The 12,419-nt window shown below is 71.2% G+C and carries 12 protein-coding genes; all 12 read right to left on the bottom strand.

Annotation, left to right across the window (positions count from 1 at the left end; genetic code table 11):
• Positions 1–56: 56 nt before the first annotated feature.
• The 12 genes from BKX93_RS17600 to BKX93_RS17545 are packed head-to-tail and all read right to left on the bottom strand — an operon-like array spanning position 57 to position 12,418.
• On the bottom strand, positions 57–947 hold the full coding sequence (locus BKX93_RS17600; RefSeq protein ID WP_082106998.1) for an NAD(P)-dependent oxidoreductase: 891 nt from the start codon (positions 945–947) through the stop codon (positions 57–59).
• Positions 944–1,999, bottom strand: a complete 1,056-nt coding sequence (locus BKX93_RS17595; protein WP_070980755.1) for a zinc-dependent alcohol dehydrogenase — start codon at positions 1,997–1,999, stop codon at positions 944–946. The genes BKX93_RS17600 and BKX93_RS17595 overlap by 4 nt, the downstream gene beginning before the upstream one ends.
• Complete coding sequence (locus tag BKX93_RS17590; protein WP_083340594.1) at positions 1,996–4,035, bottom strand: FAD-dependent oxidoreductase; 2,040 nt, start codon at positions 4,033–4,035, stop codon at positions 1,996–1,998. The genes BKX93_RS17595 and BKX93_RS17590 overlap by 4 nt, the downstream gene beginning before the upstream one ends.
• Positions 4,028–4,807, bottom strand: coding sequence for a 3-oxoacyl-ACP reductase FabG (gene fabG / locus BKX93_RS17585; protein ID WP_046166395.1), 780 nt, complete (start codon positions 4,805–4,807; stop codon positions 4,028–4,030). The genes BKX93_RS17590 and fabG overlap by 8 nt, the downstream gene beginning before the upstream one ends.
• 55 nt (positions 4,808–4,862) lie before the next feature.
• Positions 4,863–6,032, bottom strand: a complete 1,170-nt coding sequence (locus BKX93_RS17580; RefSeq protein WP_186009437.1) for a beta-ketoacyl synthase — start codon at positions 6,030–6,032, stop codon at positions 4,863–4,865.
• Positions 6,025–7,254: a beta-ketoacyl-[acyl-carrier-protein] synthase family protein gene (locus BKX93_RS17575; protein WP_070980750.1), complete on the bottom strand. Its 1,230-nt coding sequence runs from the start codon at positions 7,252–7,254 to the stop codon at positions 6,025–6,027. Before BKX93_RS17575 ends, BKX93_RS17580 begins: the two co-directional genes overlap by 8 nt.
• A gap of 19 nt (positions 7,255–7,273) precedes the next feature.
• Complete coding sequence (locus tag BKX93_RS24820) at positions 7,274–7,717, bottom strand: 3-hydroxyacyl-ACP dehydratase FabZ family protein (RefSeq protein ID WP_070980748.1); 444 nt, start codon at positions 7,715–7,717, stop codon at positions 7,274–7,276.
• Positions 7,718–7,719: 2 nt separating this feature from the next.
• Positions 7,720–8,058 (bottom strand): phosphopantetheine-binding protein, encoded by a 339-nt coding sequence (locus BKX93_RS24815; RefSeq protein ID WP_046159126.1) that lies wholly within the window; start codon positions 8,056–8,058, stop codon positions 7,720–7,722.
• Between the two features lie 21 nt (positions 8,059–8,079).
• A complete protein-coding gene (locus BKX93_RS17560; protein WP_046159125.1) occupies positions 8,080–9,102 on the bottom strand; it encodes a methyltransferase domain-containing protein in 1,023 nt (340 codons plus the stop codon).
• A 27-nt stretch (positions 9,103–9,129) separates the two neighbouring features.
• Positions 9,130–10,317 carry an SDR family oxidoreductase gene (locus BKX93_RS17555; protein WP_083340593.1) on the bottom strand — a complete coding sequence of 396 codons (1,188 nt, stop codon included), beginning with the start codon at positions 10,315–10,317 and terminating at the stop codon, positions 9,130–9,132.
• A gap of 56 nt (positions 10,318–10,373) precedes the next feature.
• Positions 10,374–11,489, bottom strand: a complete 1,116-nt coding sequence (locus BKX93_RS17550) for a polyprenyl synthetase family protein (RefSeq protein WP_235429359.1) — start codon at positions 11,487–11,489, stop codon at positions 10,374–10,376.
• A complete protein-coding gene (locus tag BKX93_RS17545; protein WP_046168590.1) occupies positions 11,489–12,418 on the bottom strand; it encodes a hypothetical protein in 930 nt (309 codons plus the stop codon). The genes BKX93_RS17550 and BKX93_RS17545 overlap by 1 nt, the downstream gene beginning before the upstream one ends.
• Position 12,419: the final 1 nt, after the last annotated feature.

Here is a 12,419-nt window from a genome sequence, read left to right as displayed (position 1 = left end):
GGCATGGCTGTTAATGAATATATCATTTAATAAATTCAACAACCATGACAAAGGATTCAACAGGATGGCTCGCCGGCCAGGTGGGCGATCAAGGCCGAGTAGTCGCGGCGCTTGGCCTCCTCGGTCAGCGGCCCCAGCAGCCGGCACAACGCCGGCGCCAGCCTGGGCTGCAGGCCGCTGGCCAGCGCGTGCTCGCACTCCCAGCGCAGGTCCTTCTCCAGATTGGCCAGCGAGAAACGCGGCGCGTGGTCGCCGTCCAGATAGCGCTGCCCCAGCCGCCGGTACAAGGGCGAGGCCAGGCCGCTGCCGTCCAGCGCGTCGAGAAAGCTGTCCACCGCCAGGCCGTGCGCCCGGAGCAGCGCGATCGCCTCGCCCAGCCCGCCCGCCATCACGCCCACCAGCAGGTTCAAGGCCAGTTTGGCGGTATTGCCCGCGCCCAACCCGCCCAAGTGGTGAACGCCGCGCCCCAGCGCCCACAGCAGCGGGCTCGCCCACTCTACGTCCTCCTCCGCGCCGCCCACCAGGAAATGCAGGGTGCCGTGGCTGGCGTCGTGCACGCTGCCGGTCATCGGCGCCTCCACCAGCGGCCAGCCGGCCGCCGCGGATTCGGCGCCCAGCGCGGCCAATTGGGCGGGCTGATGGGTGCCCAGGTCCACCAGGCGGCGGCCGGCGGCCGGCACGCTGGCGATGCCCTGATCGCAGAACAGCAGCGCGCGCAGCGCGGCGCTGTCGGTCAGCACCGTCGCCACCCAGTCGGCCCCGGCCACCGCTTCGGCCGGCGTCGCATGCGCGCTGGCGCCGGCGTCCCGCAACGGCGCCGTCCGCTCCGGGCTTCGGTTATAGACCCGTACCTCCCAGCTCAGGCCCAGCAGCCGCAGTCCCAGCGCCGTTCCCATCGCGCCGCAGCCGATCAAAGCCAGCCGCTTTCTCCCACTCCGCCTGTTCATGCCGCCTCCCCCGCCACCTCGACCAAGGCCTTGAAACGCTCGCGCCGGCACAGCGCGGCGAAGTAGTCTGGCACCTCGTCCAGGCGCAATCTGTCGGAAAACATCAGCTCCAGCGCCGGCGCGCAGTCGGCCATCGCCGCCTCCACTTCGCCGCGCAGGCCGATCGGATCGCCGATCACGAACTGCAGCGAAATCTCTCGCTGCATCAGCGCGCCCCAGTCCAGTTCGAAACGGCCGGCCTGCGATCCCGCGCCGACCAGCCGGCCCCGCGGCCTCAGCGCGGCCAGCGCGGTCTTCAAGCCGCGCTCGCCGCCCACCGCGTCCACCGCGGCGTCGAAAACGCCGGCCAAGCCCGGCCCCGCGTCCGACAGCGGCTGCCCGGCCGCGATCTCCGCCACCGCCAACCCACCGGACAGCGCGCGCGCCGCGCGGGCGGGATTGGCTTCCAGCAGCAAGACTTCGACGCCCCGGCGCGCCGCCAGCCAGGCGGTCAGCACGCCTACCGGACCAGCCCCCACCACCGCCAGGCGCTCGCCCGGCGCCAGCGCCAGACGCTGCAGCGCGCCCAGCGCGGTCGGCATCACGTCGCCGGACAACAGGCCCAAGCGCGGATCCGCGCCAGCGGCCAGCGGCGTCAGCGCGACATCCGCCCGCGGCACCCGCACGTACTCGGCCAGGCCGCCGTCCAGCCGCGGCTGCAGGCCGGAGAAGCCGAACAACCGCCGCTCGCCGCACTGGGCGTGCCGCCCGGCCGCGCACTGCGCGCAGGCGCCGCAGGCGATGAAATCGGCGCAGGCCGCGCGCAGGCCGGGCCGCAAAAGCTTCACCGCAGGCCCCACCGCCGCCACCTCGCCGACGAACTCGTGCCCGATCACCGTGCCCGGCTCGAAACCCGGCACCGCGCCGCGGTAGATGTGCAGATCGGTGCCGCAGGTGGACGCGTGGGTGACCCTGAGCAGCGCGTCGTCCGGCTCCAGCAGCGCCGGCCGCGGCAGCGTCGCCAGCCGCAGCCGCTGCGGCCCTTCCCATACCACCGCCCGCATCGTGTTCATGTCAGCTCCATCGCAAACCGGTAAGCCGCCTCCAGCGCCGCGGCAAGATTGACGCCGGAGAAGCCGCCGTCGGCCGCCCCCAGCACAGTGCAGGGAATGCCGGCCCGCCTCAGCGCGTCCTCCGGCCCCGGACGCGGCGCCTGGCCGGCGGCGATCACCACGCTGCGCGCCGGCAGGCTGCGCGCCGCGCCGCCGCGCTCGCGCACGATCACCGCGTCGCCGGTGATCTCGACGACGTCGATCCGGCTCAGCAGCCGCACGCCCTCGCGACGCAGCGCGTCCATCAATATCCAGCGCGTGGTGCGGCCGACGCGGTGAGCGAACTTGCGGCCGGAGCGCTGCAGCAGCGTGATCGCCGGCGCCTCATCGTCCGCGCCGCCGTCCAGATACGGCGCCAGCGCCTCCGCCGGCAGGCGCCGCGCGAGGTAGGCCCGGGCGCCACGGGTCAACTCGCCGCGCTTGGCCGCCAGGTATTTCGCCAGATCGCAGGCGATGCCCCCACCGCCGATCACCACCACCGGAAACGCCACCGGACAACCCTGCTCCAGCACCTCGGCGTAGTCCCGCACATGCGGCAGCCCCAACCCCGGCACGCCTTCCGGCCGGCGCGGCGCGGCGCCCTGCGCCAGCACCACGTGGTCCCAGCGCGCGGCGTCGACCGCGCGCGCGTCGAAACGACAGCCCAGCCGCACCGCCACGCCTGCGCGCAGCAGCTCGCCGCGGTAATGGCGGATGGTGGCGGCGAACTCCTCTTTTTGCGGAATGCGCGCGGCCAGCCGCAATTGGCCGCCCAACTCGTCCTCGGCCTCGAACAGCGTCACCCGCGCGCCGCGCCGCGCCAGGAACAAGGCCGCGCCCATGCCGCTGATGCCGCCGCCGGCCACCGCCACCTCCAGCGTCCGCGGCAGCGGCGGGTAGCGCCCTTCGTCCGGCAGGCCGCAATCCGGATTGACGCTGCAGCCGACTGGCTGGCCGGTCAGCACGTGGTCCAGGCAGCGCTGGTTGCAGGCGATGCAGGCGTTGATTTCGTCGAAGCGGTTGGCCGCGGCCTTGCCCGCCAGCGCGGGGTCGGCCAGAAAGGGACGCGCCATCGCGATCACGTCGGCGCAGCCGTCCAGCAGCAGCGCCTCGCCGTCGCGCGGGTCGTTGACGCGGTTGCTGACCGCCAGCTTCAGTTGCGGATAACGCCGCCGCGCCAAGCGGGCGGCGTCGGCGAAAGCCGCGCGCGGCACCGCCATCGCGATGGTCGGCACCTCGGATTCGTGCCAGCCTATGCTGACGTTGAGCAGATCGATGCCGTAGGGCAGCAGCTTGCCGACCAGCGCCATCGACTCCTCGGCGTCCAGTCCGTCAGGCAGCAGATCCATGCAGGGCAGGCGGAAGATCAGCGGAAAATCCGGGCCGACGCGGCGGCGCACCGCGGCGGCGATTTCAACCGCCAGCCGCGCGCGGTTGTCGAAACCGCCGCCCCAGCGGTCGGTGCGCTTATTGCAGGCCGGGGCCAGGAACTGGTGCACCAGAAAGCCCTGGCCGAACAGCAGCTCGATCGCGTCGTAGCCGGCGGCGACGGCGCGGGCCGCGCAATCGGCGTGGGCGGCGATGGTCGCCTGGATCTCGGCCTCCCCAAGCGGCCTGGGCGTGAATACGCTGGACGGCAGCCGCTCGGCCGACGACGACACCATGCCGCCGTGAAAGGCCTCGCGGCCGAAATGCAGAATCTGCAGCGCGATGCGGCCGCCGACTTCATGCACCGCGCCGGTGATCAGCCGGTGCGGCTCTATTTCGTCGTCGCGGCACAGCGCGAAGCCGCCCTTGGTGGTCTTGCCCGCCTCGTCCGGCGCGCAGCCGGCGCTGACGATCAGCCCGACGCCCTCCCGCGCGCGCAGCGCGTAAAACGCCGCCATCCTTTGCCAGGCGTCGTCGCACTCGTCCAGGTTCAGGTGCATCGAGCTCATCAGCAGCCGATTGGGCAGCCGCAGCCTATTCAGCCGGATGGGCGAGAACAGCTGGCCGAGCAAGGGCCGGGCTTCAGGCACACAGCCCTCCGTCGACGACCAGCACGTGGCCGGTGATGTAGCTGGCCGCGCTCGAACACAGGAAGCCGACGGTCTGCGCCACCTCCTCCGGCTTGCCGAAGCGCGCCAGCGGAATTTGCCTGGCGCGGGCATCCTCCAATAGCGCCGCGCCTTTGTCCGACGCCTTCATTTCAGTCAGCATGTCGGTGTCGATGAAGCCCGGCGCCACCGCGTTGACGCGTATGCCGTAGCGGCCGACCTCGCGCGCCAGGCCGCGGGTCAGCGCCAGCAAGCCGGCCTTGGCCGCCGCGTAATTGGCTTGGCCGACCTGCGCCCGCATGCCGCCGACCGAGGCGATGTTGACGATCTGCCCGCTCTTGCGGCTCATCATCGTCTGCAGCGCGGCGCGCGCGCAGTGGAAGCTGCCGTCCAGATTGCTGCCCAGTACCGCGCTCCAGTCGTCGGCCGGCATCATCGCCAGCAGGCCGTCGCGGACGATGCCTGCGTTGTTGACCAGGGTCTGCACCCAGAAGCCGCGCTGGCGGATGTCGGCGAACATCGCCGCCACCGCGTCGCGGTTGGACACGTCGGCGCGAATCGGATAGGCCTCGCCGCCCGCGGCCCGGATCGCCGCGCAGGCGTCCTCGGCCGCGGCGCCGTCCAGCCGGTAGTTGACGAAGACCGGCAGCTTGCGGCCGGCCAGCTCCAGCGCGATCGCGCGGCCTATGCCCCTCCCCGCGCCGGTGACCAGCGCCGCCTTGCGCAAGGCGAGCGGCAGTGCGTGTTCACTCATTCGGATTCTCCATATGGCCGCCGCGCCCCGGCGCGCAGCGCGAAAACAACGGCGCTCACCGGCGCAGCCCCAGCGCGCAGAACGCGCCGGCGGCGTCGTTGCCCAACACCAGCGCGGCGGCGTCGTCCGACAAGGCGCCGCCGCCGGCGGCCTGCGCCAGCGCCGGATCGGCGTCCGCCGCCACGTCCGGCGTGGCCGGCGCGCGACGGCTTGCCAGCGAAGCGGCGGCCAGGGCCACCTGCAGCGCGCCGCTCCAGCTCTCGCCCTCCCCCGCCAGCGCCCGCGCGGCCAGCAGCTTGCACGGCTGCCCGGCGCGCTCCGCCAGCCAGCGTTGCAAGGCCCGCGTCTCCAGCTTTTCGTGATCGCGGCCCGCGCCGCCGGCGCCCGGCAGTAGCAGGGCCGGCTCGGCGTCGGCCGCGCCGCGCCAGCCGTCCAGCAGCGATTGGACCGCGTCGCCCCGGCCCAGCCGGCCGGCATGCCAGCCGCCCAGCCTGGCGTAGACGCGCGCGCCGCGCGCCGCCGCGTGCTCCGCGTCTTCCAGCACCAGCATGCACGCGCCCTCGGACGGGATCAGCCCGCCGCCCCGTTCGCCGAAGAAGGCCGGCCTGCCGGCCAGCGCGGCGTCGCCGTAATAATCGCGGCAGAAACGCAAGGCGAAGCGCGACAACGCCTCCACGCCGCCCGCCAGCGCGACCCGGGCTCGCCCTGAGCGGATCAGGCCGGCGGCGCGCGCCACCGCCTGCAGCGAAGCCAGCGGCCCCGAAGCCAGCACCGAGCTGGGGCCGCGCAGGCCGAAGCGGATCGCCATCTGGCCGCAGGCGATATTGCGCGCCACCAGCGGGAATTCGGCCGGATTGATCCGCTCCGGCCGCCCCTGCAGCAGCGGCAGCGAAAACTTGTGCACCGAGGTCTGCTCGGAGCGCGCGGTGCCCAACAGCGTCGCGCAGTCTTCCGGCGCCTCGCCGTCGCCGTAGCCCGCGTCCTCCAGCGCCGATCCGGCGGCGAAGCTGGCCAGCATCATCGGCTTGTCCATCAGCCGCAGCGCGCGCTCGTTGAAATAGCGGGTGCGCGGATAATCGCCGACGCTGGCGATCAGGGACTCGGCGTGCGGCGGCGACGCCGCCTCCGGCCAGGCGGAGAACACGAAGCGGCCATTGAGCGCGCCATCCAGCCCCACGCCATGCGGACCGACCACGCCGATGCCGGTAATCGCCACGTCACGCATGTCCATCCCCCCGGTAATGGCCGAACACGATGCAGGAGCAGGCGCCGCCGAAGCCGAACGATTGCGACAGCGCCCGCCGCAGCGCAGCCGGCCTGGCCTCGGCCCCGACCAGGCGGCTGCGCAGCTCCGCCTCGTCGCCGCGGGTGTGCAGCGTCGGCGGAATCAAACCGCTTTCCAGCGCCAATACCGTGGCGGCCGCTTCCAGCGCGCCGGCCGCGCCCATGCAATGTCCGATCGAGGCCTTGTTGGAGCTGATGTGAAGCCGCTCGGCGGCGTCGCCGAACACCAGATTGATCGCGCGGATCTCGGACGCGTCATTGTGGCGGGTGCCGGTGCCGTGGCAATTGATGTAGTCGATGTCCGCCGGCGCGAGGCCGGCGTCGTCCAGCGCGCGGCGTATCGCCAGCGCCTCGCCGGCGCCGTCTTCCGAGGTGGCGGTCAGGTGGTGGCCGGTGTTGGACAGGCCGTAGCCCAGGATCTCGGCATGGATGCGCGCGCCGCGCGCGCGGGCCGACTCCAGCGTTTCCAGGTGGAACAGGCCGGCGCCTTCGCCGATGAAGAAGCCGTCGCGCTCGCTGTCGAACGGCCTGGGCTCGCCCGTGGTGATCGAATACAGGCCGTTGAAGGCCGCGTGTATCATCTCCGCCAGCACGTCGCCGCCGCCGGACAGGCAGCGGTCGCACTCGCCGCCGCGTATCAGGTCGAAGGCGTAGCCCAGCGCGTCGGTGGTGGACGAGCAAGCGGTGGACACCAGCGACGATGGTCCGGTCAGATTGTGCCGCCGCGCCAGGAAGTCCAGCTGGTAATGGGCCGGTATCGTTTCCGCCGCCACCGGCGACGGCCGCCCCGCCTCGTAGGCGGCGCCGTATTCGCGCATATTGCGCATGCCGGCGCACAGCGTGCCCAGCACGCAGCCGACGCGGTCGGCGTCATCGAATACCGGCCCCAGGCCGGCGTCCCGCAACGCCTCTGCGGCGGCCAGCTCCAGAAAGTAGGCGCTGTCCTCGCCCGGGTCGCCGCAGCCCGCGCGCGCGCCGGCATCCTCCAGCAATTCCGCCGGCGCCTCGCCGCCCTGAGCGCTGCGGTAAACCGAGGCGTCGAAGCCTTGTATCGGCCGCCGCGCGCTCTCGCCACCCGCCAGCGCCTGCCAGAAGCGCTGCAAACCCGCTCCGTAAGGCGACACCACGCCGATGCCGGTGATCACCACTCTTCGCTTGTCCATGCCCCCTCCCGCCGCCGCGCTAGCGCCGCACGCCGGCTATCGTCAATTCCACGGTCAGCACCTTGTCCCCGCCCACCTCGCCCAGCCCGCTGACCGCGTACATCGCGCTGCCCGGCGTCGGCTTCACCTCCAGCGCGTAATCCACCCGCTCGTCCGGCCGGACGAAACGATGGAAATAGGACTTGCGCACCCCGGCCAGCACGCCCAGCGTTTCCGGCGTCCAGTCCTCCGCGCCGCAGCGTATCGCCACCCCGGCCAGCTGCGCGGCCGCTTCCAGCAGGTAGACGCCGGGCACGATGGGCTCACCCGGAAAGTGTCCGCGCAGGTGGGGATGATCGGCCCGCCAGCTGGCGCCGCCGCTGGCCTTCCAGCCATCCACCTCGGCGTCGCTGAGGAAGAAGGCGTCGCCGGCGTGCGGCAGCAGCGCCGCCAGCTCCTCGCCGGAGAATTGCCGCGCCGCCACGGCTACAGGTCCTCCTCGACATCGAAGGCCGTCACCGCTTCCAGATCCAGCTCGATGAAGCGGCGGGCCGCGCCATCTCCGAAGGCGTCCAGCACGTAGCGCGCCAGCGTGCGTATGCTGTTGACCACCTTGGGGTTGAAGTTCTCGGGGATCACCGCGTCCAGCAACTCGTGCAGCGTGGCGATGGCGTCGAAGGCCTCGATGGAGTCCAGGCCGATCTGGTTGATCAGGTCGGCGTCGGCCGGCAGCGGCTGGTCTTCGTCCAGCTTCAGCAGCCGGACCAGGAAGTCGCGCAGCTTGTCCTCCAGCGCGGCCTCGAGCGCGACGGTGGCGTCGTTCATTGCAGTCTCCTCCGTTGGTAATCAGGCGGCGTGGCCGCGTATCGCGTGGAAAAAGCCCGGGTAGCGGTCGTTGACCGCGCCGAAGCCATGCTGGCGGTACCAGCCGCGGACCTCGGGCCTGCCGTGGCGGAACTGGTGCGGCGGCATCACGTTGTCGAAGGACAGGAACACCGAGCTGCGGTACAGCTCGCCCAGCGTCGGCCGGTCCGGATAGATGGGAAAGCGGTCCTTGTTCACCCGGTACTGGGCTTTGAGGAAGCGCAGCACCAGCGGGAAGAAGACGGCGATATAGGCGTGGCACAGCGCGATCGTCATCCAGTGCGGAAGCCGGTGGCCCAGCTTGAGGAAATGGCTGTCCCGCTGGCGGTACAGCCCGGCCCAGAAGCTGTCCTCCTCCGGCAGCGGATACAGCCAGGTCATGAAGTCGCCGCCCGGCGCCACCAGCGCGCCGATCGCGCGGAAGGCGCGCAGCGTGTCCGGCGTGTGGTGCAGCACGCCTATGCTCATCGCGAACTGCAGGCTGTGATTGGCGAACGGCGGGAACCAGACGTTGGCCTGGACGAAATGCAGATTGGGCAGATCGCGGTTTTCCCAGGCGGCGCGGGCGATGGCGTTGGACTGATCTATCGCCACCACCTGGTGCTGCGGAAAACGCCGCGCCAGCTCGCGCGCCTTCTCGCCGCTGCCGCAGCCGGCGTCCAGCAGCCAGGCTCCGGACGCGCGCGCGGACAGGCCGGGCGTGAACTCGCCGACGAACCAGTCCATGAACTTGCCTATCTCGTAGCCGTACACCACCGCGCGGCGCTCGGCGCGGCCGGTTTGCCGCTTGTTCCACTGGTAGGTGAAGCCGCTGCGGGTCCTGGCCACCAGGCCGTCCTGCAACAAGAGGCGCGGCACGCCCTGCACCACCGGGTAATGACGGCGGCAGCCGACGCAGCTGAGTTCGCCGTCCTCGAACTCTCCCTCCTGCTCCCCGCTTCCGGCCACATGCAGTTCGCCGCGGCAATGGGGACAGCGGAGTATGGCCAGCAATTCGCGTTTCATCGTTGTCTGCTCCAGCTAGGTTTGTGATCAGGCCGGCTGCCGCTCGAACGCGCCGCTACGCGCGCGCTGGCCGAAACGGGCGTCCAGCGCGTAGCGGGTGCTCAGCCGCAGCGCGGCCTCGACATCCGGCAACGCGATGCCGGCGGCGGCCAGCTCCGCCTGCGTGGCCGCGCAATCGAAATCGCGCTCCTCGGCCAGGTAGGCGCGGTAGGTGCGCAACAGCAGCTTCAGCGGGCTCAGGTGGAAACGGCGCAGCTCTTCCGGCGACGCCATCGCCTCCAGATCCTCCGGGCGGAACATCCTCGGCTTGGCCGGCGCCCTGCCATTGCCATCCGGCCGGCGCTCGGCCAGCTCCTGGTACATCAGACCGAAGATGCGCTCGAAATCCGGACTGTTGGCCAGACCGGCGGTCAGGTGATAGCAGCGTCCGACGGCATGGGCGGACGCGTCCAGGTGCAGCATCGCCTCGCACACGTAATCCGCCGGCACCAGATCGGGCCGGGCCCCGGCGTTCGCCGGCAGCACCGGCATGCGGCCGCGCTCGGCCAGCTTGAGGAATTCGTAGTAACCGAAGAACTTGCGTATGCGCCCGGCGCGCGACTCGCCGATGATCTGGCTGGGCCGATAGACGGTCAGCGGCAGCCACCCGCTCGCCTGCCAGACCAATTGCTCCGCCTCGAATTTGGACTGCTCGTAGCCGTTGCAGAAAGCCTGCCCCTGGTCGAGCTCATCCTCGCCCAGCCGCCCGCTCCGCCGCCCGGACACGTAGGCGGTGGACACGTAGTTGAGCCGGAAATCGGCCGAGGCGCGCATCGCCTCTTCGGCGAACGCCAGCACCGCGCGGGTGCTGTCGACATTGGCCGCGCGCGACGCGTCCAGCGGCAGGTCGAAATCCACGCTGGCCGCCAGGTGGAACACGCGGCGGGTCCGCGCCGCCAGCTCGCGCCAGGCCGGCTCGGCCAGGCCGAACCGAGGCTGAGAGACGTCGCCATGGCATAGCAACACCCTGGCCCGCTCCGCGGGCGACAGGCCGCCGTAATCCATCGCCTCGCCCAGCCTGCCGGCCGCCTGCTGCGGCGTGTCGCCGCGCACCAACGCCGCCACCTGGCAAGCCGGATGGCGCCGCAGCAGCCTGGGCAGCAATTCCCCGCCCAAGCCGCCGGTGGCGCCGGTCAGCAACACCGTCCCCTGCAATCCTCGATCCTTTAAATTCATTTGTCATTGCCTTTGCGCGGCCGCGGGCGATGCCCGCCATTGCGGGCCCATACCGTTCAGCGATTGCGGTGGATCACGTAGTCGACGAAGGCGGAGAAGCGTTCGCGGTCGACCGGATTGAGGAAATCCATGCCGGCGACAATGGCCTGGGTGCTGTCGATATAGCCCTGGGCGATGTCGCGCGCGGCGTCGAAAGCGCCGGAGCCCGCCATCAGCGCCACCGCCTCGGCCAGCGTCTGCGGATCGGCGGTGCGGCTCTGCAGGATTTCGACCAGCCTGGCCCGCTCGGTAGAGCCCAGCCGCTCCAGCGCCAGCAGCACCTGCAGATTGATCTTGCCCTGGGTGATGTCCTCGGCCAGCGCCTTGCCCCACTTGTCGTCGCCCGGCTGCACATTGAGGATGTCGTCGATGATCTGGAAGGCGATGCCCAGCTCCTCCCCCAGCGCGGCGAACTGCGCGGTCTGCTGCGGCGACGCGCCGGCGGCGATCGCCCCCAGCTTCAACGGCAACCGGTAGGTATAGGAGGTCGAGCGGTGCACCACCGACTGCAGATACTGCGCCGGCGTGCCGTCCAGCCGCCCCATCCACGGCCAGGTGGTGTCTATCGTGGTGCCCACGCCGGTCACCCAGTGCTCCCAGGCGATCTCGTCGGCCAGCCGTTGCGCCTGCTCCGGCTCCAGGCCGGAATCGTCGGCGGCCAGCAGCTGGAAGCAGGCGTTCAGCCAGGCGGAGCCGGCGGCCCCGGCGACGCGGACGCCGACCTGGCGATGCGCGGTCGGCCCGCCGCGGCGCAGCGGCGAATCGTCGGCGACGTCGTCCAACACCAGCGAGGCGGCATGGATGATCTCGGCGATCGCCACCACCACCGGCGTCCGCCGCGGATCGCGCTCGAAAGCCTGCATCACGCTGCACACCAGGAAGGGCCGCAGCATCTTGCCCATCCGGTTGTGGTAGGAACGGTAGGGATCAAGCCAAGCATCCTTCACCGCCTGCAGCATGGGTTCGGACAGCCGCGCGCCCAGCGCGGCCTCCAGATAGTTTCGGCTCGCCAGCCGGTCTATCGTCGCCAGCACCGTTTCGCGGCACCACGGATACCAGCGGCGGTACTGCTCCGCCAACGTCGGCGCCATGTCGGCCAGGAAGTCGTCGCTGTATTGCGCGCTGTCGCTCATCACTGCCTCCCTTCCGAAACCGGCGCGTCCAGCGCCGCGAGAAAACCGGCCATCGCCGCTCCGACATCCGGCCCCAGCCGGCGCGCGCCGTCCAGCGCGGACGACTGCAGCCGGTCGGCGCTGGCCAGCAGCGCCGCGCGGTCGTATTCCGCGCGCCAGCGGACTTCCGCCTCTGCCACCCGGCTGCCGTTCAACGACAACGAACGGGGCTGGCCGTCGGCCAGGGCCCGCAGTCGCAGCGATACGCCCAGTTCGGTCCCCGCCTGGCGCAGCGCGTCGGCGTCGGCCGGCGCCAGTCGCGCCGCCGCGGCGGCGGTCGCGGCGGCCAGGCCGAAACCCGGCGCGCCGGCGTAATTGGCCAGATGGGCGATGAAATCGGTCAGCGAGCCGTGCTCCAGCCTGCGCTCGGCGCCCCACAAGTCCATGGTGGTGCCCAGGCTCTGCTGGAACAGATAGCGCTGGGCCAGGCGCAGCCTCGCCTCCGGCGCGAGGTTGTCCGCGCGGCGCAGCACCAGTACCGGCGCCAGCTGGCGGGCGTTGTAGGCGATGGTGACCCAGACCGGCAGCGGCACCGCCACCTTGTCGCTGACGCTGGCGTCCAGATCGCGGCCATTGGCCAGATCATCCAGCATGAAGGACGCCAAGTGGGTGAACTCCAGCGCGGCCAGCAAGGCCGGATGCTCGCTTTTGTCGCCGCCCAGCGCGTCGATCAGCAAGCCGGCCAGCGCCGGCTTCAGCCTGCCGTCGTGCTTGTCCGCCCACTCGCGCAGCGGCTGGAAGAAACCCTGCTCCAATGCCGGCCAGTCCCAGCCGAAACGGGGCCGATCGACCACTTCGGCCAGCCAGGCCATGTCCTCGCGCTCCGGCAGGTAGCGATGGAGGGCCGCCGATGCGCATTGCTGCGCCGCCTTGAATTGCGTGGTAATCACA

The organism is Chromobacterium vaccinii (assembly GCF_001855275.1).
Taxonomy (GTDB): Bacteria; Pseudomonadota; Gammaproteobacteria; order Burkholderiales; family Chromobacteriaceae; genus Chromobacterium; species Chromobacterium vaccinii.
This window is presented reverse-complemented; position numbering and strand designations above follow the sequence as displayed.

Bases quoted from the DNA above. Each gene is read 5' to 3' on its own strand.
- BKX93_RS17600 (WP_082106998.1), bottom strand. From the start codon at position 947: ATGAACAGGCGGAGTGGGAGAAAGCGGCTGGCTTTGATCGGCTGCGGC.
- BKX93_RS17560 (WP_046159125.1), bottom strand. From the start codon at position 9,102: ATGAAACGCGAATTGCTGGCCATACTCCGCTGTCCCCATTGCCGCGGC.
- BKX93_RS17555 (WP_083340593.1), bottom strand. From the start codon at position 10,317: ATGAATTTAAAGGATCGAGGATTGCAGGGGACGGTGTTGCTGACCGGC.
- BKX93_RS17595 (WP_070980755.1), bottom strand. From the start codon at position 1,999: ATGAACACGATGCGGGCGGTGGTATGGGAAGGGCCGCAGCGGCTGCGG.
- fabG (WP_046166395.1), bottom strand. From the start codon at position 4,807: ATGAGTGAACACGCACTGCCGCTCGCCTTGCGCAAGGCGGCGCTGGTC.
- BKX93_RS24815 (WP_046159126.1), bottom strand. From the start codon at position 8,058: ATGAACGACGCCACCGTCGCGCTCGAGGCCGCGCTGGAGGACAAGCTG.
- BKX93_RS17575 (WP_070980750.1), bottom strand. From the start codon at position 7,254: ATGGACAAGCGAAGAGTGGTGATCACCGGCATCGGCGTGGTGTCGCCT.
- BKX93_RS17580 (WP_186009437.1), bottom strand. From the start codon at position 6,032: ATGCGTGACGTGGCGATTACCGGCATCGGCGTGGTCGGTCCGCATGGC.
- BKX93_RS17550 (WP_235429359.1), bottom strand. From the start codon at position 11,489: ATGAGCGACAGCGCGCAATACAGCGACGACTTCCTGGCCGACATGGCG.